This is a genomic window from Amycolatopsis balhimycina FH 1894, assembly GCF_000384295.1.
In the GTDB taxonomy this organism is placed as follows: domain Bacteria; phylum Actinomycetota; class Actinomycetes; order Mycobacteriales; family Pseudonocardiaceae; genus Amycolatopsis; species Amycolatopsis balhimycina.
The window spans coordinates 7,248,390-7,270,559 of sequence record NZ_KB913037.1; the positions used below are offsets into that span (position 1 = coordinate 7,248,390).

At 72.3% G+C, this 22,170-nt stretch carries 22 protein-coding genes and 1 pseudogene; 9 read left to right on the plus strand and 14 right to left on the minus strand.

From position 1 onward, the window contains the following. Position 1 precedes the first annotated feature (1 nt). On the plus strand, positions 2–1,015 hold the full coding sequence (alc, locus tag A3CE_RS0133275; protein WP_020644431.1) for an allantoicase: 1,014 nt from the start codon (positions 2–4) through the stop codon (positions 1,013–1,015). Here alc and A3CE_RS57505 read toward each other — a convergent pair. The 5 genes from A3CE_RS57505 to A3CE_RS0133300 all read right to left on the minus strand — a co-directional run bounded on the left by A3CE_RS57505 (position 1,012) and on the right by A3CE_RS0133300 (position 5,987). Further along, positions 1,012–1,185 (minus strand): hypothetical protein, encoded by a 174-nt coding sequence (locus tag A3CE_RS57505; RefSeq protein WP_020644432.1) that lies wholly within the window; start codon positions 1,183–1,185, stop codon positions 1,012–1,014. The genes alc and A3CE_RS57505 overlap by 4 nt on opposite strands. 110 nt (positions 1,186–1,295) lie before the next feature. Continuing rightward, positions 1,296–2,459, minus strand: coding sequence for a trypsin-like serine protease (locus A3CE_RS53675; RefSeq protein WP_051183805.1), 1,164 nt, complete (start codon positions 2,457–2,459; stop codon positions 1,296–1,298). Between the two features lie 249 nt (positions 2,460–2,708). Beyond that, on the minus strand, positions 2,709–4,148 hold the full coding sequence (locus tag A3CE_RS0133290; protein WP_020644433.1) for an FAD-dependent monooxygenase: 1,440 nt from the start codon (positions 4,146–4,148) through the stop codon (positions 2,709–2,711). 79 nt (positions 4,149–4,227) lie between these two features. Then, positions 4,228–4,704, minus strand: a complete 477-nt coding sequence (locus A3CE_RS0133295; protein ID WP_020644434.1) for a CoA-binding protein — start codon at positions 4,702–4,704, stop codon at positions 4,228–4,230. Further along, positions 4,701–5,987 (minus strand): O-acetylhomoserine aminocarboxypropyltransferase/cysteine synthase family protein, encoded by a 1,287-nt coding sequence (locus A3CE_RS0133300; RefSeq protein ID WP_020644435.1) that lies wholly within the window; start codon positions 5,985–5,987, stop codon positions 4,701–4,703. Before A3CE_RS0133300 ends, A3CE_RS0133295 begins: the two co-directional genes overlap by 4 nt. Before the next feature lie 75 nt (positions 5,988–6,062). Here A3CE_RS0133300 and A3CE_RS0133305 point away from each other — a divergent pair, with 75 nt between their 5' ends. Continuing rightward, entirely contained in the window at positions 6,063–6,500 is a 438-nt protein-coding gene (locus A3CE_RS0133305) for a VOC family protein (RefSeq protein WP_043791211.1), read from the plus strand. Between the two features lie 4 nt (positions 6,501–6,504). On the opposite strand, the gene A3CE_RS0133310 is transcribed toward A3CE_RS0133305, so the two are convergent. Next, the gene (locus tag A3CE_RS0133310; protein WP_020644437.1) at positions 6,505–7,347 is read right to left on the minus strand and encodes an SDR family NAD(P)-dependent oxidoreductase; all 843 of its coding nucleotides are present in this window, start codon (positions 7,345–7,347) and stop codon (positions 6,505–6,507) included. A gap of 71 nt (positions 7,348–7,418) precedes the next feature. On the opposite strand from A3CE_RS0133310, the gene A3CE_RS0133315 reads away from it, so the two are divergent. Both A3CE_RS0133315 and A3CE_RS0133320 read left to right on the plus strand, forming a co-directional pair. After that, the gene (locus A3CE_RS0133315; RefSeq protein WP_020644438.1) at positions 7,419–8,327 is read left to right on the plus strand and encodes a LysR family transcriptional regulator; all 909 of its coding nucleotides are present in this window, start codon (positions 7,419–7,421) and stop codon (positions 8,325–8,327) included. Positions 8,328–8,406: 79 nt separating this feature from the next. Further along, a complete protein-coding gene (locus tag A3CE_RS0133320; RefSeq protein ID WP_020644439.1) occupies positions 8,407–9,261 on the plus strand; it encodes a sigma-70 family RNA polymerase sigma factor in 855 nt (284 codons plus the stop codon). Here the strand turns inward: A3CE_RS0133320 and A3CE_RS0133325 are convergent. Together A3CE_RS0133325 and A3CE_RS0133330 are read right to left on the minus strand one after the other, a co-directional pair. Continuing rightward, complete coding sequence (locus tag A3CE_RS0133325; protein WP_020644440.1) at positions 9,258–9,884, minus strand: (2Fe-2S)-binding protein; 627 nt, start codon at positions 9,882–9,884, stop codon at positions 9,258–9,260. The two genes, A3CE_RS0133320 and A3CE_RS0133325, sit on opposite strands and share 4 nt — an antisense overlap. A gap of 106 nt (positions 9,885–9,990) precedes the next feature. Beyond that, entirely contained in the window at positions 9,991–10,842 is an 852-nt protein-coding gene (locus A3CE_RS0133330) for a putative RNA methyltransferase (RefSeq protein ID WP_342668244.1), read from the minus strand. 173 nt (positions 10,843–11,015) lie between these two features. Between A3CE_RS0133330 and A3CE_RS0133335 the strand changes: the two genes are divergently transcribed. The 3 genes from A3CE_RS0133335 to A3CE_RS0133345 are packed head-to-tail and all read left to right on the plus strand — an operon-like array spanning position 11,016 to position 15,064. Next, complete coding sequence (locus A3CE_RS0133335) at positions 11,016–12,404, plus strand: ammonium transporter (RefSeq protein WP_020644442.1); 1,389 nt, start codon at positions 11,016–11,018, stop codon at positions 12,402–12,404. Then, positions 12,401–12,739, plus strand: a complete 339-nt coding sequence (locus tag A3CE_RS0133340) for a P-II family nitrogen regulator (RefSeq protein WP_020644443.1) — start codon at positions 12,401–12,403, stop codon at positions 12,737–12,739. Before A3CE_RS0133335 ends, A3CE_RS0133340 begins: the two co-directional genes overlap by 4 nt. Before the next feature lie 9 nt (positions 12,740–12,748). Beyond that, positions 12,749–15,064 (plus strand): [protein-PII] uridylyltransferase, encoded by a 2,316-nt coding sequence (locus tag A3CE_RS0133345; RefSeq protein WP_020644444.1) that lies wholly within the window; start codon positions 12,749–12,751, stop codon positions 15,062–15,064. A gap of 52 nt (positions 15,065–15,116) precedes the next feature. On the opposite strand, the gene A3CE_RS0133350 is transcribed toward A3CE_RS0133345, so the two are convergent. The 6 genes and pseudogenes from A3CE_RS0133350 to A3CE_RS0133375 all read right to left on the minus strand — a co-directional run bounded on the left by A3CE_RS0133350 (position 15,117) and on the right by A3CE_RS0133375 (position 20,631). Next, entirely contained in the window at positions 15,117–16,460 is a 1,344-nt protein-coding gene (locus tag A3CE_RS0133350) for an FAD-dependent oxidoreductase (protein ID WP_020644445.1), read from the minus strand. Then, positions 16,453–17,115: a VC0807 family protein gene (locus A3CE_RS0133355; RefSeq protein WP_026469117.1), complete on the minus strand. Its 663-nt coding sequence runs from the start codon at positions 17,113–17,115 to the stop codon at positions 16,453–16,455. Before A3CE_RS0133355 ends, A3CE_RS0133350 begins: the two co-directional genes overlap by 8 nt. Then, the gene (locus A3CE_RS0133360) at positions 17,112–17,714 is read right to left on the minus strand and encodes a TetR/AcrR family transcriptional regulator (protein WP_043791215.1); all 603 of its coding nucleotides are present in this window, start codon (positions 17,712–17,714) and stop codon (positions 17,112–17,114) included. The genes A3CE_RS0133355 and A3CE_RS0133360 overlap by 4 nt, the downstream gene beginning before the upstream one ends. A gap of 67 nt (positions 17,715–17,781) precedes the next feature. Further along, positions 17,782–19,086 carry a GGDEF domain-containing protein gene (locus tag A3CE_RS0133365; RefSeq protein ID WP_020644448.1) on the minus strand — a complete coding sequence of 435 codons (1,305 nt, stop codon included), beginning with the start codon at positions 19,084–19,086 and terminating at the stop codon, positions 17,782–17,784. A 194-nt stretch (positions 19,087–19,280) separates the two neighbouring features. Next, a pseudogene (locus A3CE_RS52010) lies at positions 19,281–20,020 on the minus strand (SDR family oxidoreductase). 23 nt (positions 20,021–20,043) lie between these two features. Beyond that, positions 20,044–20,631, minus strand: coding sequence for a TetR/AcrR family transcriptional regulator (locus A3CE_RS0133375; RefSeq protein ID WP_020644451.1), 588 nt, complete (start codon positions 20,629–20,631; stop codon positions 20,044–20,046). A 120-nt stretch (positions 20,632–20,751) separates the two neighbouring features. Here A3CE_RS0133375 and A3CE_RS0133380 point away from each other — a divergent pair, with 120 nt between their 5' ends. After that, positions 20,752–21,114 carry a hypothetical protein gene (locus A3CE_RS0133380; RefSeq protein WP_020644452.1) on the plus strand — a complete coding sequence of 121 codons (363 nt, stop codon included), beginning with the start codon at positions 20,752–20,754 and terminating at the stop codon, positions 21,112–21,114. A gap of 52 nt (positions 21,115–21,166) precedes the next feature. Continuing rightward, complete coding sequence (gene ku / locus A3CE_RS0133385) at positions 21,167–22,048, plus strand: non-homologous end joining protein Ku (RefSeq protein WP_020644453.1); 882 nt, start codon at positions 21,167–21,169, stop codon at positions 22,046–22,048. Positions 22,049–22,170 lie beyond the last annotated feature (122 nt).

Consider the following 22,170-nt stretch of genomic DNA (forward strand, 5'->3'; position numbering starts at 1 on the left):
GATGGAGGCCGCCGTGTCCGACCGTCCCGAATGGACAGAACTGCCCGACCTCGCGTCACGCCGCTTCGGCGGGACGGTAATGTGGGCGACCGACGAGCTGTTCGCCGAGAAGGAGAACCTCGTCAACCCCTGGACACCCGCGCACCGCGCCGAGACGTTCGGGCCCAAGGGACAGGTCTACGACGGCTGGGAGACCCGCCGCCACCGCGAACCGGGCGACGACCAGGCGATCCTGCGGCTCGGGCTGGCCGGCACGGTCACCGGCGTCATCGTCGACACGGCGTTCTTCAAGGGGAACTACCCGCCGTTCGTCTCGGTCGAGGCGACGACGGTCGGGGGCTACCCGAGCGCGGCGGAACTGTCCGAAGCGGACTGGGACGTCCTCGTCGACCACGCCCCGGCGGCCGGTCACACCGAGAACTTCCACACGGTCAACGGCTCGCGGCGGTACACGCACGTCCGGCTGACCCAGCACCCGGACGGCGGCGTCGCCCGCCTGCGCGTGCACGGCGCCCCGATCCCCGACCCGGACCTGCTCGACCTGGACGCGCTCGACCTGGCGGCGCTGCAGAACGGCGCGCTCGTCACCGGGTGCAGCAACCGGTTCTACTCCTCGCCGAACAACATCCTCTCGCCCGGCCTGGCCGCGCACCAGGCCGAAGGCTGGGAGACGGCCCGCCGCCGCGACGACGGCAACGACTGGGTGACGCTGCGCCTGGCCGGCGCGGGCATCGTCCGCTTCGTCGAGCTGGACACGAGCAACCTCAAGGGCAACGCGCCCGGCTGGGCGTCGGTCAGCGGCCGCGGCACCTACGGCGAGTGGGTCGACCTGCTGCCGAAGACACGCCTGCAGCCGGACACGCGTCACCGTTTCGCGCTGAAGGACGCCCCGGAGGTCACGGAGGCCCGCCTCGACATCTACCCGGACGGCGGGCTGGCGAGGCTGCGGCTGTTCGGCGGGCTGACCGAAGCGGGCCGCGCGAACCTCAAGGCCCGGTTCGCCAAGACGCGTTAGCCGGCGTCGGGGCGGTTGAGGTAGGCCGACGCCAGCGACAGGACGCACGCGCAGCCGACGATCGCGCTCACCCACCACGGCAGGCCGGCCACGATGCTCCAGACGAAGCCCGCCGCCGCCAGGACGGCGACGAGGATGTTCCGGAACTGCAGCGGGGTCGGTTTGGCCATGCCGCCAGCCTCTCACGGCCGCACGTCAGGCTTCCGCTCTCCCCTGGGGTCGTGAGTGGCAAGTCGGTTGTAAGCCGACTTACCACTCACGACAGCCGTTAGCCGCAGGGTCAGTTGAGGATCCAGCGCTGGTTGGGCTGGTTCGTGGTCCAGCACTGCCACGCGTTGATCGCGGGGTGCGGCTGGCCGTTCGTGTAGTCCTGGTCGAGGCACTGCCCGCTGAGCTTGTTGACCAGCGTCACGGTGCCGTCGTCGTAGTGCGGCTGGACGATCCACTGCTGGTTGCCCGCGGGCGGGGTCCAGCACTGCCAGGCGTTGACAGGCGGGTGCGGCTGGCCGCCCGTGTAGTCCTGGTCCAGGCACTTGCCCGAGAGGGAATTCACGATCTGGACGGTGTCGCGGGCGGTCCAGGTGGCCGTCCACTTCTGGTTGTCCGAGGTCGGGGTCCAGCACTGCCACGCGTTGACCGTGGGGTGTTCCTGGCCGTCGGTCCAGTCCTGGTCGAGGCACTGCCCGCTGGCCTTGCCGGCGATCGCCGCGGCGACCGGGGCGGTCACCTGGCTCACCCACGCGCCGAGATCGTCGACGCGGGTCTCCGTGGTGCCCTGACGCGTTTCCGTGGAGCCGAAGCAGCCGTGCTGCCACGACCGGGCGCTGATCGCCGCCAGTTCGACCTGCGTCCCGTTCTCCCGCAGCGCCGGGCCGCCGGCGTCGCCCATGCAGGTGGTGGCGTCTCCGGTGACCGCGGTGACGGCCAGTGCCGCGCCGTTGACGCCGCTCACGCTGAACAACGCCGTGCTCAGCCGGTCCGGCACCCACTTGTCGGCGGTGCGGCCGTAGCCGCCGACGCGCAGGACGTCTCCGGTGGCCGGGGCCCGGGTGGCCAGCGGAACGGGATCGATGTCGACGATCGGCAGGGCCAGCTTGGCCAGCACCGCGTCGCGGTCGGTGGCGGGTACCAGGGTGGTGATCTTGACGGTGTGCCCGGCGGTGCCGGTCAGGTCGGCGCGGCCGACGGTCGCCGTGTACGGCGTCGCGGGCGGGCCGGCGGGCAGTGGCGCCGGGCCGAAGCAGGCGGCCGCGGTGAGGACCCACTGCGGGGCGACCAGCGCGCCGGTGCAGCCGTGGGCTCCGCTGATCTGGGCGGTGAAGGCGTAGGTGCCGTCGGCGACGGGGCTGCCGCCGGTGAGGGCGTGGGCAGCGGGGGCGGTCAGCAAACCGGTGGCCGTCAGCGCGGCCAGGACCGCTCCCGCCTTCCGGAGTGAGCGTGGCATCGAATCTCCCTCAGTGACGTGTCTTCGGACGAACTGGGGGTTTCCGATGCCCGGGCACACCGCCGCACGCGAAAACGCGCAGCGATCGACTGCCCCTTTTCCCTCCCCTGCTTACTCCATTCGACCCAATCCGTGCTCCCGGCGACGAAATCGCCGTGGTTCCCTTTGCGGACTACGGGCCGGACTCCCCCATCGGGTGATCCATCGAGTCCGAAGGACCGGTGTTACCGCATTGATTAGTGATGTGGATCACGTTGAATTCGGCTGCTTGCCGGGCTCACCGAACCAGCGGGCGAGGTGGTCGTCCAGCTCCCGCTGGTGCTCGCCGATCCAGGCGACATAGCCGTCGGGGCGGAGCAGGAGCGCCGGGACGTCCACGTCCGCGGCGGGGTCGGCGAGGAGGTCGACCCGGTCCGCCCAGCCCTCGGCGGTCAGCCGTCCGGTGCGGTCGAGGACCAGGCCGCGGCCCCGACGCAACCGGTCGTAGAGGCGGCCCCCGGTCAGGTCGACGTCGCGCAGGCGGCGGCCGGGCAGGCCCGGGCCTTCGCCGAAGTCGTAGCGGATGTCGATCGCGGTGATCTGCCCGATCAGGTACCGGTTGACCTCGTCGAAGTCCATCAACTCGGTGAGCAGCCTGCGCACGGCCCGCGCGCCCGGCTCGGCGGACGACAGTTCCACCTGGGCACGGGTGTTGTCGAGGACGGCTTCGGCGACCGGGTGGCGTTCGGCGTGGTAGGTGTCCAGCAAGGTTTCCGGCGCCCGGCCACGGACCTGTGCGGCCAGCTTCCAGCCGAGGTTGACCGCGTCCTGGACACCGAGGTTGAGGCCCTGGCCGCCGGCGGGCGGGTGGATGTGCGCCGCGTCGCCGGCCAGCAGCACCCGTCCGATCCGGTACCGCTCGGCCAGCCGCGTGGCATCGCCGAAACGGGACAGCCAGCGCGGGGAATGCACGCCGAAATCGGTTCCGGCGATGGCACGCAACTGCTGCCGGAAATCCTCGAGGGACGGCGGTTCCGCGCGATCGCTCACTTCCGCGGCCGGGACCACGACGCTGTAGACCCCTTCGCCGAAGGGCCTGAGCCAGAATTGCTGATGCGTCTCGCGGATTTCGCGCACCTTGGCGGCGATCTCCTCCGGCGACGCAGTTGCTTTCAGCTCGCCCATCAACGTTTCGGTCCGCGAAGGCTCGCCGGGGAAGCCGACGCCGAGCAGTTTGCGCACCGTGCTGCGCGCGCCGTCACAGCCGACGAAATAGCGCGACCGCAGCCGCTCCCCGCCGGCCAGTTCGACGGTCACCCCCTCGTCGTCCTGCTCGAAACCGGCCACCGCACACCCTCGCCGGACCTGCGCACCCAGTTCGGTCGCATGGTCCTCGAGGAGGTGGTTGACGACCGGCTGCGGGATGCCCAGCAGGTAGGGGTACGCGGAATCCAGGTCCTCGGGCGCGGGTCGGGGGATGGCGGCGAAGATCCCGCCGACCGGCCGCCGCCTTCCGTGTTCGAGAAGGCGGTCCAGCAGCCCGCGCATCGCCATCAGCTCGAGACTGCGCATGTGCAGGCTCACCACGCGGACGAACGACCCGGGCTCGGTTTCCTTCTCCAGAACGAGCACCCGCACGTCGTGCAGCCGCAGTTCGGCGGCCAGCAGCGCGCCGGTCGGCCCGCACCCGGCAATGATCACATCGAACACGAATCACCCGTTCGTGCAGGTCCCGGCATCGGCGGCCCATCGTCCGGCACCCCGGAACCCGCCGCAAGCGATATATGTCCTAAGGCGCCGACTGCCGCCGGGAGCTGATCACGCCGGTGTTGAACCCGGCCAGGTGCAGCCCGCCGGCGAAGCGCGCGTGCTCGATCTTCACGCACCGGTTCATCACGACGTCCAGCCCGGCGTCGGCCGCCCGGCGAGCCACCGGCTCGTGCCACAGGCCGAGCTGCAGCCACAGCGTCCGCGCGCCGGCGTCGATCACCTCTTCGGCCACCTGAGGCAGGTCGTCGCGCTTACGGAACACGCTGACCAGGTCCGGTTCGCCCGGGACGTCCTTGAGGGAGGCGTACACCGGCTTGCCGAAGAGTGTGTCCAGGCGCGGGTTGACGAAGTTGATTTCGTAGCGCGTCGAGGAAAGCAGGTACGTCGCGACGAAGTAGCTGGGCCGCGCTGGGTTGGCGGAGGCGCCGACCAGCGTCACCGACTTCGTCCGGTTCAGGATCGCGCGCCGCTCGACCGCGCCGACGTCGTGCGTCATCCGGCGACCGCCTTGCCCAGCGCCTGGTCGACGTCCCAGAGGATGTCGTCGACGTCCTCCAGCCCGATCGACAGCCGGATCAGGTCCGGGCCGGCGCCCGCGGCGGCGAGCTGTTCCGCGGACAGCTGCGCGTGCGTCGTCGACGCCGGGTGGATCACGAGCGTCCGCGCGTCCCCGACGTTCGCCAGGTGCGACAGCAGTTCGACCGATTCGACGAACTTCCCGCCCGCGGCCCGGCCGCCGTCGATGCCGAAGGAGAAGACCGCGCCGGGCCCGGCGGGCAGGTACTTCTTCGCGAGGTCGTAGTGCGGGTGCGACGGCAGCCCGGCGTAGGACACCCAGGTCACACGCGGGTCCGCTTCGAGGTACTCGGCGACCGCGCGGGCTCCTGCGACGTGGGCGTCCATCCGCTGGGGGAGTGTCTCGACCCCTTGCAGCAGCAGGAAAGCCGAGTGCGGCGAAAGGGCAGCGCCGATGTCCCGCAGCTGCTCGGCGCGCAGCCGGGTGCAGAACGCGTACTCGCCGAAGTTCTCCCAGTACCTGAGGCCGCCGTAGCTGTCGACGGTCTCGGTCATCCGCGGGAACTTCCCGTTGCCCCAGTCGAACTTCCCGGACTCGACGATGATCCCGCCGAGCGTCGTCCCGTGGCCGCCGAGGAACTTCGTCGCCGAGTGCAGCACGATGTCGGCGCCGTGCTCGATCGGCCGGCACAGGTACGGTGTCGCCAGCGTCGCGTCGACCACCAGCGGGATGTCGTGGGCGTGCGCGAGATCCGCCAGTGCCGCGAGGTCGGCGATGGCGCCGCCGGGGTTGCCGATCACTTCGGTGTAGAGCAGCCGCGTCCGTCCGGTGATCGCCGCGGCGTAGCCGTCGATGCCGCCGCTGACGAACGTCGTCTCGACGCCGAACCGCCGGAGCGTGCCGGTCAGCTGGGTGACCGTGCCGCCGTAGAGGCCGCTCGCGGACACGATGTGGTCGCCCGCCTCGGTGAGCGCGCTGAAGGTGAGGAACTCCGCGGCCTGCCCGCTCGCGGTGGCGACGCCGCCGATGGCGCCTTCGAGGCTGGCGATCCGCTCCTCGAACGCGGCGACGGTCGGGTTCCCGATGCGGCTGTAGACGTTGCCGTACTTCTGCAGCGCGAACAGGCTGGCCGCGTCGGCCGCGTCCTCGAAGACGAAGCTCGTGGTCTGGTAGATCGGCACGGCCCGCGCGCCGGTCGCCGGATCGGGGGTGCCGCCCGCGTGCAGGGCGCGGGTGCGGAAGCCCCAGCTGCGTTCGCTCATCGGAGGCCACGGTAACCGCATCGTCCCCCGGATGACACGCCTCCCAGGGCGTGGGCGGGGGTTACGCTCCAGCCCGTGACAGTGCGCTGGAGCGTGACGATCGACTGCGCGGAACCTCGCGTGCTGGCCAGGTTCTGGGCGGTGGCCCTCGGCTACATCGAGCGGCCGCCTCCGGCGGGGTTCGCGAGCTGGGAAGCGTGGTTCGCCGACCACGACGTGCCCGAGGCGGAGTGGGGCGACGGCGCGTACCTCTCCGATCCGGAGGGCGCCCTGCCGAGCCTCAGCTTCCTCAAGGTGCCCGAGTCGAAGATCGCGAAGAACCGTCTCCACCTGGACGTCCAGGCCGGCGGCGGCCGGGACGTGCCGTGGGAGACGCGCTGGGAGCGGGTCGTCGAGGCGGTCGCGCGGCTCACCGCGGCGGGCGCGGCGGTGCTGGACCGGCACGAGCTCGACGGCCGTCCCGACCACTTCGTGATGGCCGATCCGGAGGGCAACGAGTTCTGCGTGCTCTGACGGCTCAGGCCGCCGGGGCGCCACTGTGCCAGGGCAGCACGCGGCCGAACCGGACCAGCTCGCCGTAGGTCGCCGGGTCGAGGCCGGCGAACACCAGGTCCAGCACCGCCCGCGCCGCCTCATCGGGGGTCTGTGCCTGGCTGAAGTCGCTGAACCAGGGGCGTGACGCGCGGGTGTCGACCAGGCCCGGGCAGACCGCGGCGACCAGGGTCCCGGCGGCGACGTCGGCCTCGCGGCGTCCGGCCGCCACCGCGCGCACCGCCGCGACCTGCGCGACCTTGGACGGCGCGTTGATCCACTCCGGCCAGCCCCGCTCCCGCGCGGTTCCGTCGTGGATCGCCGAACGCCAGTCTTCGACCGCCTTCTCGACGTCGTCGAGGGGGACGCCGTCGAACCGCGGTCGCAGCGCCTCGGGCAGGTGGCCGAGGGCGCCGAGCGAGCTGGCGACGACGATCAGCCTGCCGCCCGCCCGCAGGACCGGCCCGAACGACCGGAGCACGGCGTGGGTGCCGCCGTTCGCGACGTCGAGGAAGACGTCGGCCTGCTCAGCCTGCGGGCGGCCCGGGTCGAGCGGGCCGATGGCGTTGGAGAGCACGATGTCCACGGCGCCGAGTTCCCCGGCGAGGCGAGCGACGGCGGCCGGGTCGGAGACGTCGAGGACGCGGCCTTCGACCCGGCTGCGCGTCGCGGGGTCGGCGGTGACGCGGGCGGCGGCGGCCGTGACCCGCCCGGTGTCGCGGCCGGTGAGCAGGACGAGGTCTTCGGGAGCCAGCCGGGCGGCCAGACCGCGGACGAGAGCGAAGCCGAGGCCCTGGTTGGCCCCGGTCACCAAAGCGATGCGTGTCATACCCGCACGCTAAAGTCCGGCGTGGGCATGCGAAAAGCGAGAATCCGGCAAGCCTGGTATGCGTAGTCGTCATGGACTTCGGTGACGTCTCCCTGGTCGCCCTGCGCGTGTTCCGCGAGGTCGCCGAACGCGGCACCCTCACCGCGGCCGCGGCGGCACTGGGTTACACGCAGTCCGCGGTGTCGCGGCAGATGGCGTCGCTCGAGCGAGCGGCGGGGACGCCGGTGCTGGAGCGGCGGCCCGACGGCGTGCGCCTCACCGCCGCCGGGAACGTCGTGCTGCGGCGGGCGATCGCGGTGCTCGACGAGATCGACGCCGCGGGCCGTGAACTGGCGGGGCTGCCCGCCGAAGCCGGGACGGTGCGGCTGGGCTGGTACCCCAGCGCGGGCGCGGTGCTCGTGCCGCGCGCGGTCGCCGAGCTGCGGCGCACGCACCCCGCCGTCACCGTCGTCACCCGGGAGGGCACCACGCCGGTCCTCGTCCGGGCGCTGCGCGCGGGCACGGTCGATCTGGCCGTGCTCGGTTCGGCCCCGCCGTTCCGGCCGCCGGACGCCGAGACGCCGGCGCTGCGGGTGGAGACGCTCGCCGAACGCAGCCTCTGCCTCGCGGTGCCCGCCGGTCACCCGCTGGCCGGTGCCGGCGAGGCCGACGTGGCGGACCTGCGTGGGCAGCGCTGGATCGCCGGGCCGTCGGCGGAGGAGGCCACCCTGATGGGCGTGTGGCCCGGGCTCGACGAGCGGCCCGAGATCGCCCACACCGCCCGCGACTGGCTGGCCAAGCTGCGCCTGGTCGCCGCCGGGTGCGGGCTGACCACGTTGCCCGCGTCGCTGGCCGAGGCGGTTCCGCCGGGAGTGCGGGTGGTGGCGGTGCGCGGCGGGCCGTCGGAACGGCGGCGCGTGGTGCTCGCGCGGCTGCCGGGACCGGTGCCCGAACCCGTGGCGCTGCTGTCCGCCGCCCTGCGCCGGGCGGCGGATGACTGAGATCACTTCCGTTCCGGTCACATCCGCGGCCGCCGCGGGGTCTACTGCTACGACTGGCGGGCGGAAGGAACGGGACACAGTGGACGCGCTGACCGAGCGGTTCGAGCGGGAGCGGCCGCGGCTGCGGGCGGTCGCCTACCGGATGCTGGGTTCGGCGAGCGAAGCCGACGACGCCGTCCAGGAGGCCTGGCTGCGGTTCCACCGCGCCGGCGCCGGCGAGATCGAGAACGTCGGCGCGTGGCTGACGACCGTGGTCGCCCGGCTGTGCCTTTCCCTGCTCCGCACGCGCCGCAACCACCGCGAGGAGCCCCTGGACGGGCGGCCCGAGCCGGACGACGACCGCCGCGACCCCGGCCAGGAGGCCGAGCTGGCCGACTCGGTCGGGCAGGCGCTGCTGGTGGTGCTCGACGCGCTGGGGCCGGCCGAGCGGGTCGCGTTCGTGCTGCACGACATGTTCGCGGTGCCGTTCGACGAGATCGCGCCGGTGATCGGCAAGACCCCGGCCGCGGCCCGGCAGCTCGCGAGCCGCGCCCGCCGCCGCGTCAAGGGCGGTGCGGCACCGGACGCGGACCTGCCCCGGCGGCGCAAGGTCGTCGAAGCGTTCCTGGCCGCGTCACGCTGCGGCGACTTCGAAGCGCTGCTCGCCCTGCTGGACCCGGACGTGGTGCTGCACGCCGACCGGTTCGTCGGCCCGAGCCCGGCCCCGATCGTGCTGCGCGGCGTCGAGAGCGTGCGCCGCGGCGCGATCCTGGCGTCCGAGCGGGCCCGCGTGAGCGAACTGGCCCTGGTCGACGGCGCACCGGGCCTGCTCATGGTCCGCGAGGGGCGGCTGGCGGTGGTCCTGGCGTTCCAGGTCGACGGCGACCGCATCACGGGCATCGAGGTGATCGCGAACCCGGAGCGGCTCGCGGCGTTGGAGCTGGCGGTTCTTTAGCCCAGGGCGGCCCTCAGGCGGGCTTCGCGCTCGGCGGGTGTTTGACGCGGGCAGCTCACGCACTTGGGGTTGCCGACTTCGTAGATCAGGCAGCAGGAGGCACGGCGTACGGCGGGGGTGCGGCCGACGCGCACGAAGCGGGGTTTCGGCAAGCCGAGGTCGATCGCGGCGACGAGGGGTTCGGCGAGGGCCATCGCGCGCTCCGGATCGGGGGTCCACAGCAGCCGGTTGCCGAGGGAGTCGGTGGCGATCGCGCCCAGCGCGCGCTCCCGTGCCCCGCTGACGGCGGCGATGGTGGCGATCGCGGTGCCGAGGGCGGCGCGGAGGGCGGCGCCCAGCTCGGGGAGGCCACCGGCGAGCGGACGAGTGGACCGGGCGCCGAGGAACCGCCCGTCGGCGACGAGATCGAGTTCCATGGCGTCCAGCGACGGGTCGACCGGTCGTCCCGCCACCAGGCTCTCCGCCGCCGGCGCCACCAGCACCGACGACAGCGAGTACCACCAGATCGTCCCCAGCACCTCAGGCGCGGCGCAGCCGTAGAGCTTCGCCGCGCCGCCGATGCGGGCCCGCACCCACTCCGCGTCCGCGAGCCGGGTCGCGGGGGCCGTCCAGTCGGGCTTCACCGGTCCAGCCTTCCAGACTCGGCGCCGCCGGTCGGATCGTGCCGTGAATGGCACATTGAGGGACTCTATGTCCGTCAATGTGCCATTCACGGCCCGCGGGAAAAGTTCAGCGGCGCCGGTAGGCCGACACCGTGAACGACACCGTGACGACCTGCGCCTCGTGCAGCGCGTCCAGGCGCTCCCGGCGGCCGCCGCGATCGAGGTGGAACGCGGCCGGGCCCATCTCGACCGCCTGGCGCACCTGCCGCGGCGTCAGCTCCACCGCGCGCCGGACCTCCGTGCGGTCCGTGCGCGTGAAGTACTCGCCAAGAGTGCCGTCCAGCCGCTCGTCCTTGCGCTCGTCGACGGCGAGCACCAGGTCGCCCAGCTCGCGGAGGTGGTCCGGGGCCGGGGCCGCCACGACCAGCAGGCCGCCGGGCCGCAGGACGCGGTGGAACTCCGGCCCGTTGCGCGGCGCGAAGACGTTCAGCACGACCGATGCCACGCCGTCGCCCACCGGCCACGGCTCCCACAGGTTCCACACCGCCGCGCCCAGCCGCGGGTGCGCCCGGGCCGCGCGGCGCAACGCCACCGCCGAGACGTCCAGCGCGAGCCCGTAGGGCGCCGGAGCCGCGTCCAGCACCCGCGCGAGGTAGTACCCCGTGCCCGCGCCCGCGTCGATGACCAGGCCGTCGGCCTCCGCGCACACGCGGGCCAGCTCGTCCGCCAGCGGCCCGTAGGCACCCGACGCCAGGAAGTCCGCGCGCGCCGCGACCATCGGCGCGGTGTCCGCCGTCCCGGCCGGGATTCGCGCGTGCAACAAGTTCACGTAACCCTGGCGCGCTAGATCGAAAGAGTGGCTGTTCGCGCAACGCAGGGTGCGCCCCGCTAGCCCGATCGGGTCACCGCAGACCGAACATCGCAGGGCGTCGATGACCCGGGGTGGCAGTGGGTCATTCCCGGGGTCAGTCGGTGTCATGGGGATATTCGACCACGACGTTTCACAACCGGACACTCCACCACGGGTCCTGGGAAACCTGCCCGTAACAACCGGGCGCGGACAGTTCACGCGGGCGAAACCTCGCGAGCCGCCCCGTGAAACACCGCGAGCCAAAACTGCCATCGCACCAACCCAGGGCACGGGAGGACGATGTGCTGAACGCAGGAGACACCGCATGGGTACTGGCCAGCGCCGCGCTGGTCATGCTCATGACCCCAGGACTGGCGTTCTTCTATGGCGGCATGGTCCGCGCGAAGAGCGTCTTGAACATGCTGATGATGAACTTCATCGCGCTGGCCGTCGTGGGGGTGCTGTGGGCCCTGTACGGCTTCTCGATGTCCTTCGGCGACGACGCCTTCGGAGGTTTCGTCGGTAACTTCCACTTCGCCGGCCTCGAGAACACCTTCGGGAAGCTCGCCGGCTTCGCGGTCGCCGCCACCAGTTCGAGCCCGGCGGTCGCCTGGCCCGGTTCGGACGCGCTGCCGGTGCTCGCGTTCGTCATGTTCCAGCTGATGTTCGCGATCATCACCCCCGCGCTGATCTCCGGCGCCATCGCCGACCGCGCGAAGTTCTGGGGCTGGACGCTGTTCGTCGTCGTCTGGGTGACGGTCGTGTACTTCCCGGTCGCGCACTGGGTGTTCTCGTTCAACGGCTTCGTCGGCGAGAACGCCGTCGGCGGCTGGATCGCCAACAACCTCAAGGCACTCGACTTCGCCGGTGGTACCGCGGTCCACATCAACGCCGGTGCCGCGGGCCTCGCCCTCGCCATCGTGCTCGGCAAGCGCAAGGGCTGGCCGAAGGACACCGGCCGCCCGCACAACGTGCCGTTCGTGCTGCTCGGCGCGTCCCTGCTGTGGTTCGGCTGGTACGGCTTCAACGCCGGCTCGGCGCTGGCCGCCAACGACCTCGCCGCCGTCGCGTTCACCAACACCACCGTCGCCACTGCCGCAGCGGTTCTGGGCTGGCTGATCGTGGAGCAGCTCAAGTTCGGCAAGCCGACCACCCTCGGCGCGGCTTCCGGCGCGGTCGCCGGCCTGGTCGCCATCACCCCGGCGTGTGGTTTCGTGAGCCCGCTCGGGGCCATCGCGATCGGGCTCGTCGCCGGTGTGCTCTGCGCGCTCGCCATCTCGCTCAAGTTCAAGTTCGGCTTCGACGACTCGCTCGACGTCGTGGGCGTCCACCTGGTCGGCGGCATCGTCGGCACCCTGCTGATCGGCTTCTTCGGCACCACCAGCGTCAACTCCCTCGGCGCCGACGGCCTGTTCTACGGCGGCGGGTTCACCCAGCTGGGGCGTCAGGCCGCGGCCGCCGGTGCGGTGCTCGCGTACTCGTTCGTGCTGTCCTTCATCATCGGCTTCGTGATCAAGAAGGCCGGCGGCTTCCGCGTCAGCACCGAGGACGAGATCAGCGGCATCGACGAGGCCCAGCACGCGGAGAGCGCGTATGACTTCACCGGGTCCAGCGGCGGCATCGGCCAGCCGACGACGATCCCGGTCAAGTCCGCCACCGGCAACGCGAAACTCGAGGAGAGCAAGGCATGAAGCTCATCACGGCGATTGTGAAGCCGTTCACGCTCGACGATGTCCGCGCCGCGCTGGAGCAGCTGGGCGTGCTGGGCATGACGGTCAGCGAGGTCCAGGGCTACGGCAGGCAGAAGGGCCACACCGAGGTCTACCGCGGTGCGGAGTACTCGGTGGACTTCGTGGCCAAGCTGAAGATCGAGGTCGTCACCGACGACACCAACGTGGAGAAGGTGCTCGACGCCGTCACCACGGCCGCGCACACCGGCAAGATCGGTGACGGCAAGATCTGGGTGACGCCGGTGGAGACCGTCATCCGGGTACGGACGGGTGAGCGCGGCACGGACGCGCTATAGGCGTCTGGGATGGCCGACGGGGGCGAACTGAACAAGGCCACCGAGCGATTGCTCGAGGGCAGGCACGGGAGGCTGGGGGCGTCCGCACTGCGGGCGGCCCTGGTCGACCTCTACGAGTTCTGGCTGGGCAGGGGAGCCTCGGCGGCCGGCGTCGACACCGCGGAACCGGGTGTCGCGCTGGTCGCCGTGGGCGGGCTCGGCCGCCGGGAGCTGGTGCCGTTCTCCGATCTCGACCTGCTGCTGGTGCACAACGGCAACAGCGGCGTCGGTGAGATCGCGGACGCGCTCTGGTATCCCTTGTGGGACGCGAAAGTCGGGCTGGACCATTCGGTCCGCACGCCCGGCGAAGCACTGAAGGTCGCTTCGGAGGACCTTCGCGTGGCCATGGGGCTGCTCGATGCCCGGCACCTCGCCGGCGACGCCGAGCTGAGCGGCCGCCTGGTCGCGGCGGCGCGCGACCAGTGGCGCCGTACCGGGCGCAAGCTGATCCCGGACATGACGGCGTCGGTCCGGCAGCGCTGGGCCCGCAGCGGGGAGATCGCGCAGTCCGCCGAACCGGACCTCAAGCACGGCCGGGGCGGGCTGCGGGACTTCGCCGTCCTGGAGGCGCTGGCCGCGGCGCAGCTCACCGCGCGTCCGGGTGAGGAGCTCCTGGAAGCGAAGGAGCTCCTGCTCGACGTCCGCACCGAGCTGCGGCGCGAAATCCGGCGTGAACGGGACGTCCTGTCCGCGCCGGAGGCCGAGCTGGTCGCCGCCGAACTGGGCTTCGGCGACCGGTTCACCTTGGCCCGCAAGCTTTCCGGGGCGGGCCGCACGATCGCCTACGCGCTCGACGTCGCGCTCCGGTCCACTGTGGATCCGCCGAAGACGCGCTTCGGGCGGCGCCCGGCCCGGACGCCGCTCGCCGAAAACGTGGTGCTGCACGGCAACGAGGTCGCGCTGGCCCGCGACGCCGTCCCGGCGAAGGATCCGGCGTTGCTGCTGCGGGTCGCCGCGGCGTCGGCGCGGACCGGCAAGCCGATCGCGCTCGGCACGCTCAAGGCACTGGCGGAATCGGCGCCTGAGCTGCGCGCGCCGTGGCCGGCGGAGGCGTTGAACGCCCTCGTGGAGCTGCTGGGCGCGGGCGAGGGCCTGGTCGACGCGGTCGAGTCGCTCGACCGGACCGGGCTGTGGGCGCGGCTGTTCCCCGAGTGGGGCGCGGTCCGCGACCTGCCGCCGCGCTCGCCGGTGCACCAGTGGACGGTCGACCGGCACCTCGTGCGCACCTGCGTCGAGGCCGCCAAGCTGACCACCACGGTGCCGCGGCCGGACCTGCTGCTGATCGGCGCGCTGCTGCACGACATCGGCAAGGGCCGCGACGCCGACCACTCGGAGCTGGGCGCCAAGATCTCCGCGCAGGTCGCGACCCGGCTGGGCCTGAGCCCGGCCGACGCCGCGACGGTGTCGGCGATGGTCCGCCACCACCTGCTGCTGCCGCACACCGCGACGCGGCGCGACATCAGCGAACCGGCCACGGTGGCGCGGGTGGTGAAGACCCTGGACAGCGACATCGTCCTGGTCGAGCTGCTGCACGCGCTGACGCAGGCCGACTCGCTGGCCACCGGCCCCGGCGTCTGGACGGACTGGAAGGCCCGGCTGCTCGCCGAGCTCGCCTCCGGCTGCGAAGAAGTCTTGCGCGGCAAGGGGTTCACCGCGCCGGAGCCGATGGACGACGAACAGCGCGAGCTCGTCGCCCAGGCCGTGGCGTCGGGCAACGGCGAGATCCGGATCAGCTCGCACGGCAAGGTCGTCACGGTCCTGCTGGCCGTCCCGGCCCGCGCGGAGCTGCTGGCTCCCGCGGCCGGCGTGCTGGCGCTGAACTCGATGGAGGTGCACTCGGCGGTCCTGCGCGGCCACGACGGCGGCCGCGCGGGGGTGTTCACGGCGTCACCGAAGTTCGGCTCGCTGCCGGACGCGACGCTGCTGCGCGAGCAGTTCGCCCGCGCGGTCGCGGGCACCCTCCCGCTCACCCAGCGCCTGGCGGCGAAGGAACGTGACTACAGCTCGCCGGCCGCGGCCCCGGTCGCCCCGAAGATCCTCTGGTTCGACGACGAGACGACCGGCCCCGAAACGGTGGTCCTCGAACTGCGCGCCGCCGACCGCATCGGCCTGCTGTTCCGGGTGGCGGGGGCGTTGCGCCGCTGCGACGCGGAGGTCCGCTGGGCCAAGGTCTCGACACTGGGCGGTGCGGTGGTGGACTCGTTCGCGGTGACCCCGCGCAGCGGCCGCATCGAGCCGGGCTGGCGCCGCGAGGTGGAGCAGGCGGTCCTGGCCGCGGCTTCCTGACCCAAAGCCGTGAATGGCACATTGAGGGACTCTAAGTCTCTCAATGTGCCATTCACGGCTTTTCGGGGGCGGGCAGGCCGAACCAGCGGTGGAGCGCGTCTTCCAGGCCGGGGCCGCCGTGCCAGGCCACGTAGCCATCGGGCCGGACGAGCCGAGGTGCCGCCCCCAGCCGGCCCTCGACCCGTCCGGCCCACCCCGCCGGCACGGTCGCGCCGACCAGCACCGCGCGGCCGTCGGGAGCGGCCGGGACGCCGGTCGCGCGGCCGGTGGTGCCGGGGTAGGTGATCCCGAGTCCCGAAAGCTCCATGGCGACGGCGCGCCGGGCCTCGGGGACGGCCAGCAGCTCGGTGAAGACCGCCCGGACGGCCGCCGCGTCCGGGTCGGGCACGCCGAGCACCGCCTGCGCGCGGGTGCTGACCAGCACGCGCGCCGCGATCGGGTGGCGTTCGTCGTGGTAGCTGTCGAGCAAGCCGTCCGGTGCGGTGCCGCGGATCGTCGCCGCCAGCTTCCAGCCGAGGTTCACCGCGTCCTGCAGCCCGAGGTTGAGTCCCTGGCCGCCGACCGGCAGGTGGATGTGCGCGGCGTCGCCCGCGAACAGCACGCGGCCGTGGCGGTAGCGCTCCAGCTGCCGGGAGGCGTCGCCGAACCGCGACGCCCAGAGCACCTCTCCCACGAGAATCCCCGGTCCGTGCGCGGCGGTCAGGGCCCGCTGCACTTCGCCGGCCGTGACCGGCTCGTCGCGGCCCAGCCGTTGCTGCTCCTCGCCGAAGACGACCGTGCGGAAGCGGCCGCCGGACAGCGGCAGGAGGTACCCCGAGCCCTGGGACGGCAGCTGCCAGCCGTCGGCCACGCCGGCGGGTTTGGCGGAAAGCGTGACGTCGGCGACGACCAGCGAGACCCGCGCCGAGGTGCCGGGGAACGCGGCGCCCAGCAGCGTCCGGACCGTGCTGTGCCCGCCGTCGGCGGCGACCAGCCACCCGGCCCGGTGCGTCCGCCTGCCCGCGGTGACCGTGACGCCCTCGTCGTCCTGCGAGACGGCGGTGACGGCGGCGTCGCGCACCACCGGCGTGCGCAGCCGCGCCTCGATCGCCGCCGCGACGTGCGCCTGTTCCACGCCGAGCTGGTACGGGAAGCGCGTCGGCAGGTCGGCGTAGCCGATCGGGAGGCCCGAGAAGTGCCCGGCGGGCAGCTTCGCCTGCACGGACGGCTCGATCGCCGGGAGCAGGCCGCGGTCGGCCAGGACCTCCACCGACCGGGGCTGCAGGGCGAGGGCCTTCGACTGCGTGGCCTGCTCCGCGTCGCGCTCCAGGACCAGCACGTCGAGCCCGGCGCGTTCCAGTTCGAACGCGGTCAGCAGGCCGGTGGGGCCCGCCCCCGCGACCACGACGTCAGGCATCGAGGTTCTCCTTGCGGATGTACCAGACGTGCCAGGCGATCAGCACGGCCAGCGAGCCGAACCACGCCACGTTGGTGACCAGCGCGATGAGGTCGATCGGCAGTGTGTAGACGAGCACGATGTGCAGCACCGCGCCGGCCAGCAGCACCGCGCCCCAGGCGGCCGTGTTGATCCGCAGGCCGCGCCGGAACCGGGCGTCGCTCTCCCAGCGGCCCGCCCACGCGGCCGCCCCGTCGGCACCGCGCTTGACCTCGGCGATCGTGCGGCCCAGCGTCAGCTGCGCCGGGTGGCCGACGAACACCGAGACCAGCATCCACGCGCCGAACACACCGCCCAGCGCCGCGGTCCACCCTTCGCGGATCACCAGCGTGCGCGGGTCGTCCGAGAGCAGGCCGAGCACGACCGACAGCACCAGGACGCTCAGCGTGACGAGCGCGACGAGGTCGATCCTGCGGTTGCGGACGATGGTCCACAGCACGTACGGCGCGGCCACCAGGACGCCGGCCATCAGCGCCCACCACTGGCTCACGCCCGCGGCGCGCAGGCCGTAGAACAACGCCATCGGCACGACCACCTCGAACACGACGGCCAGCACGTTGGCGCGGACGAGCCGGCGCAGGCCGGCGTCGGGTTCGGTCTTCGCTTCGGTCATCATTTCGATCCCCCGGTGGCTTCGGGTGCGGTCGCCCGCACGTACAGGTCGGCGAGCTCGCGGCCGAGGCGTGCGAGCTCGGTGGGTCCGGTCCCGGCGGCGGCCGCGGTCGCGACCACGGCGTCGAGACCGGCGGTGAAGGAGAGTGCCGCGGTCCGGGCGTCGAAGGAGCCGAAGACGCCGGCGGCCTGCCCGGTGCGGAAGTGCTCTTCGAACAGCGCGAGCCGCCCGTTGACCGCAGCGCTCTGCGAGCCCGCGTTCTTCACGAGGTCGATCAGGGCCCGGACCTCGGCCGAGTGCTCGCCGACGAGTTCGACGTTCGCTTCGACGTAGGCGCGCAGCTGCGCGACGTGGCCGGCGGCGGCGTCGATGCGCGGCTGCATGAACGCCCCGGTGACCTCTTCGATCTCGGTGACGCAGGCGGCGACGAGGTCGTCCTTGCCAGCGAAGTGGTAGCTGATCATCCCGGTGCTCGACAGGCCGGCGTGCTTCGCGATCCGGCTGAACGACGCCTTGAGGTAGCCGGCTTCGGCGATCACTTCGATCGCCGCCCGCACGATCTGGGCTCGCCGGCCGGACTCGGTGAACGTTCTTGCTCGCATGAGCAAAATTTAGCTCGGCCGAGCAAATTTGACAAGTTGCCTGGTCAGGGCGAAGTTTCCGGGAGGATCAGGCGGTCGCGGTGCCGTCGACCACCTGGTTGCGGCCCGCGTCCTTGGCCCGGTACAGGGCCCGGTCGGCGGCCTGCAGCAGCCGGTCGACGGCCGTGCCGCCGTCGGGGTAGGTCGCCACCCCGATCGAAGCCGAGAGACCCTCGATGACGCGGACCTCGCGGCCGTCGGAGTACTCCACCTTCAGCACCTCGATCGCCGACCGGATGCGCTCGGCCACCGCCAGCACCGCCGCCGGGCCGATGTCGGGGAGCAGGACCACGAACTCCTCGCCGCCGAAGCGCCCGACCGAGTCGTAGTCGCGGACCGCGCTCTTGATCGCCGCCGCGACCGCGCGCAGCACCTCGTCGCCCGCCAGGTGACCGTGCTCGTCGTTGATCAGCTTGAAGTGGTCCAGGTCGATCATCAGCACGCCGAACGTGCTCCGCGTGGCGCGCTGCGCCCTCGCCAGTTCGCGCGAAGCGAGCAGATGCCACCCGGTCGTGTTGAACAGGCCGGTCTTCTCGTCGGTCGTCGCGGCGATCTCCAGCTGCTTGATCAGCACCGCGCGGTGCAGCACCAGCAGCGGCGGCAGGATCGCGACGGCGAGCGCGGGCAGCGTCGCCAGCGCCAGCGCCGTGAGCATGCCCAGGCAGAGCGTCGCGGCTTCGAGGAGGTTGTCGCCGAGACCGCCGAAGAGCTCTTTGACCGAGCGTGTCGTGATCGTCAGCGCCGGGATGATCGTGATCGCCGCGACGACGAAGTACGTCAGCGCGGCGAGCGCGACGGCCGCGACGCCACGTCCGCCCGACGTCAGCGCGGTCGCCATGTCGCCGACGCCGAGCCGCGCGAGCACGAAGGCCGCCGAATAGCAGGTGAGGACGACCAGGGTCGCGTTGAGGATCGTGCGGAACGGCGGAACCTGACGCAGCCGGTACCAGCTGCGGGCGGCCAGGTGCGCGTAGAGGACGGCGACGAGCACGGCGACGAGCGCCGGGGGCAGCAGCAGGACGCCGGCGAACGTCCACACCGACGTCATGTTGATGTACGGGGGACCGTGGACGCGCCGGCGCATCCGCTCGACCTCGCGGCCCAGCTCGGCCTGCGCGATGCCCAGCGCCACGAGCAAGCCGAGGAGCCCGGCGTCGTGCCATGACGGCGGCGTGGTGATCGACGTCGCCACCGTGGCGGCCGCCGCAATGGTCTCGACGAGGAAGCAGTAGGCGATCAGGGAGCGGCGCCGGCGCCAAAGCGCCCACTCGCGCGGCCTGAACCGAGCAGGGAGCCGCCGGCCGGATTGGCCGGCCGCGGAACCGTTGCCCATACTCACCGCACTGCGCCCCCGCATGGATGCCCGGACATATCCCGAAGGTCGACCAGAAGAATAGTCGACCGCCGGGGCCGAGGACATCAAAACGGCGCCGGATCGAGAAAGGGGGCCGCCATGCGCAACCGTGATTCCTGAAACCGCGAAGATCGGCTGGTGATCCGCCGAAAACCGGACCGGGTGGGGGTCGCTCAGGCGGTCGCGCCGCCGTCGACCACCAGGTCGTGCCCCACGGTGAAAGCCGCTTCGTCCGAAGCGAGCCACAGCACGGCGGCGGCGACTTCGGCGGTGGCGCCCACCCGGCCCAGCGGGATCGCGTCCTTGAGCCGGGCGGCCCGGTCCGCGTCCGTCTCGCCGGGCCGGCGCGACATGTCCGTGTCGGTGGCGCCCGGGCTGACGGCGTTGATGCGGACGCCCTCGGCGATGTGGTCGCGCGCCGCCGCCCTGGTCAGGGCGCTCACCGCCGCCTTCGACGCCGCGTAGGCCGCCAGGCGCGGGAGCCTGCCGTGCGCGCCGATGTTCGACGCCATGTTGACGATCGCGCCGCCGCCGTGAGCCCGCATGTGCGCGATCTCGTGCTTCAGGCACAGCCAGGTGCCGGTGAGGTTCGTCCCGACGACGGCGTCGAAGACGTCCTCGGCCAGGTCGGCGACCGGCGCGGGTTCGCCGAGGATGCCCGCGTTGTTGAACGCGACGTGCAGTCCGCCGTGCCGCGCGACGACCGTCTCCACCATCCGGGCGACGTCGCCGGAGCCGGTCACGTCGACGGTCACCGCGCTCGCGTCGCCACCGCCGACGCGAGCCGCTGCTCGTCTCGTCCGGCGACGACCACGGTCGCGCCTTCGGCCGCGAACGCCGCCGCCGTCGCCCGGCCGATGCCCGAGCCGCCGCCCGTCACCAGGACGACCTTGCCGGTGAACCTTGCCCCCATGGGTGACCTTCTTTCTGGTCCGATCATTCTTGAATAAGGACGCGCATGGCCTGCGAGACGGCCGCGTGCACCCGGCTCGCCGCGTCGGCGCCCTTGCCCAGGACGCGCAGCCCTTGGAGCACGGTGAGCAGGAACCGCGCCAGCGTCGCCGGGTCGCTCCCGCCGGGGAGCTCGCCCTCGGCCTTGGCGCGTTCCAACGCCATGGTGAGGGCGATTTCGAGAGTGTCCCAGCTGCGTTCCACCAGCCGGGCGACCTCGGGGTCGTGGGGGAGCAGTTCGATCGCCGCGTTGACGACGAAGCAGCCCATCCTCGTTTCGTCGCCGAGGATTTCCGCCACGTACCCGTCGAAGAGCCGGCGCACCGCGGCCACGCCGGACCCCGGCTCCGACAGCTGGGCCACCACCCGCGCGTCGGCTCGCTCCGCGTAGCGCTTCAACGCTGTCACGTAGAGGTCGTGCTTCGTGCCGAAGGTGGCATACAGGCTGGCCTTGGCGATCCCGAGGTGCGTGACGAGGTCGCTGACCGATGTCGCCTCGTACCCCTGGCGCCGGAAGAGCGTGAGGGCGCCGTCGCAGGCTTCGCCGACGTCGAACTCCTTGACCCGGGACATGACCGAAACCCTAGCGTTATCGAGAACGATCGGTCAAATATGTGAGCGGCGGTGTGTCGTGTCCGGTCACGGCGCGTGCGGTGGCACTATGGCTGCTCCGACCGGCCTGAGGGGTGAGTGATGCACGATCGGCTGACGCTGCCGCCGACGGTTGTCGCCACCCACCTGCGGACCTGCGCCGAGGAGCTCGCCGCCGGCCTGCGCTGCGGTGGCCCGGGCGCCACGACCGCCGAGCTCACCGACGTCGTCGCCCAGCTCGTGGCCGGCCAGGAAGCCATCTCCCACGCGCTCGCCGGCCTCGTCGCCCGTATCGAAGGCGGTTCGGACGCGCTCGCCGCCGCCCCGGCGCTGGACGTCCAGGTGGTCAAGGAGGTGCTCCGCGCGGCGGCCATCGCCTCCCGCTGTTCGGCGGAGGCGCTCGACGAGGTCACCCCGTCGTTCGAATGTGTGAGCGAATCCGTCGCGCCTGACACCCGTTTGTAGCTGTCGGTCCGCCGGGGCTGCTGTCTAGCCTGGAACTGCGGAGGTGGCACGGATGCGCGCGGTGTGGACGGGCACGATCGGGTTCGGTGGTTACGCCATTCCGGTGAAGGCGTACAGCGCGACCGAGGAGCGGGAGCTCCCGCTGCGCCAGGTGCACGAAACCGACGGCGGCCGCGTCCGGGTCAAGCGCGTGTGCGAGGTCGACGGCGCCGAGGTGCCGCCCGCGGAGATGGTCCGCGGCTACCCCGTCCCCGGCGGCGACGTCGTCCTGCTGTCCGACCACGAGCTGGCGTCGCTCCCGATGCCGGGCCGCACGATCGCCATCCGCGGGTTCGCGCCGCTCGCCGACGTCGACCCGATCTGGTTCGCGAAGAGCTACTACCTCGAACCCGAACCGCCGGGCACGAAGCCGTACGTGCTCTTCAGCGAGGCACTCCAGCAGTCGGGGCGGATCGCGCTGGTCGCCGTCGCACTGCGCCGCCGCGAGACGCTGGGCGCGTTGCGCGTGCGCGACCAGGTGCTCGTGCTGGAGACGATGCTGTGGCCGGACGAGGTGCGCACGCCGGACTTCCCGTTCCGGCACGCCGACGTCGACATCCGGCCGGGCGAGCTGCGGCGGGCGGTGCAGCTCGTCGAGGAGCTGACCGGCGAGTTCGACCCCGGCCGCTACCCGGACCGGTACCGCGAAGCGTTCGAAGCGCTGGTCCAGGCGAAGATCGACGGGGAAGAGGTCGTCCAGCCGACGGCCGCCGAGCAGGCCGAAGGCGTCACGCGGCTGCTGGCGGCGTTGCAGGAGAGCGCCGCCGAAGCCGAAGACGCGCGCAACGCGTCCGTCGCCAAGGCCAAGGCCGCCGCGTCGAGGGCGGCGAAGGCGCGTACGACGGCGAAGCGGGCTGCGACGCGCAGCCGTGGGCGGACGAAGACGTCCGGCTGAGTATTACTACCCACGGGTAATTGAGGGTTCTCCCACTGCTGGCCAGGGGTGTGGCGCGGCAGACTTCGTTCTGCCAGCGGGTACCGGACCGCTGGTGAGGGGGGAAGTCCGGACGGCCCCTG

Coding starts and splice junctions, on each gene's coding strand:
- A3CE_RS53675 (WP_051183805.1), bottom strand. CDS start 2,459: ATGCCACGCTCACTCCGGAAGGCGGGAGCGGTCCTGGCCGCGCTGACG.
- A3CE_RS0133300 (WP_020644435.1), bottom strand. CDS start 5,987: ATGAGCGAACGCAGCTGGGGCTTCCGCACCCGCGCCCTGCACGCGGGC.
- A3CE_RS0133295 (WP_020644434.1), bottom strand. CDS start 4,704: ATGACGCACGACGTCGGCGCGGTCGAGCGGCGCGCGATCCTGAACCGG.
- A3CE_RS57505 (WP_020644432.1), bottom strand. CDS start 1,185: ATGGCCAAACCGACCCCGCTGCAGTTCCGGAACATCCTCGTCGCCGTC.
- A3CE_RS0133315 (WP_020644438.1), top strand. CDS start 7,419: ATGGACTTCGGTGACGTCTCCCTGGTCGCCCTGCGCGTGTTCCGCGAG.
- alc (WP_020644431.1), top strand. CDS start 2: ATGGAGGCCGCCGTGTCCGACCGTCCCGAATGGACAGAACTGCCCGAC.
- A3CE_RS0133340 (WP_020644443.1), top strand. CDS start 12,401: ATGAAGCTCATCACGGCGATTGTGAAGCCGTTCACGCTCGACGATGTC.
- A3CE_RS0133345 (WP_020644444.1), top strand. CDS start 12,749: ATGGCCGACGGGGGCGAACTGAACAAGGCCACCGAGCGATTGCTCGAG.
- A3CE_RS0133365 (WP_020644448.1), bottom strand. CDS start 19,086: ATGGGCAACGGTTCCGCGGCCGGCCAATCCGGCCGGCGGCTCCCTGCT.
- A3CE_RS0133375 (WP_020644451.1), bottom strand. CDS start 20,631: ATGTCCCGGGTCAAGGAGTTCGACGTCGGCGAAGCCTGCGACGGCGCC.
- ku (WP_020644453.1), top strand. CDS start 21,167: ATGCGCGCGGTGTGGACGGGCACGATCGGGTTCGGTGGTTACGCCATT.
- A3CE_RS0133360 (WP_043791215.1), bottom strand. CDS start 17,714: ATGCGAGCAAGAACGTTCACCGAGTCCGGCCGGCGAGCCCAGATCGTG.
- A3CE_RS0133310 (WP_020644437.1), bottom strand. CDS start 7,347: ATGACACGCATCGCTTTGGTGACCGGGGCCAACCAGGGCCTCGGCTTC.
- A3CE_RS0133355 (WP_026469117.1), bottom strand. CDS start 17,115: ATGATGACCGAAGCGAAGACCGAACCCGACGCCGGCCTGCGCCGGCTC.
- A3CE_RS0133380 (WP_020644452.1), top strand. CDS start 20,752: ATGCACGATCGGCTGACGCTGCCGCCGACGGTTGTCGCCACCCACCTG.
- A3CE_RS0133350 (WP_020644445.1), bottom strand. CDS start 16,460: ATGCCTGACGTCGTGGTCGCGGGGGCGGGCCCCACCGGCCTGCTGACC.
- A3CE_RS0133330 (WP_342668244.1), bottom strand. CDS start 10,842: ATGACACCGACTGACCCCGGGAATGACCCACTGCCACCCCGGGTCATC.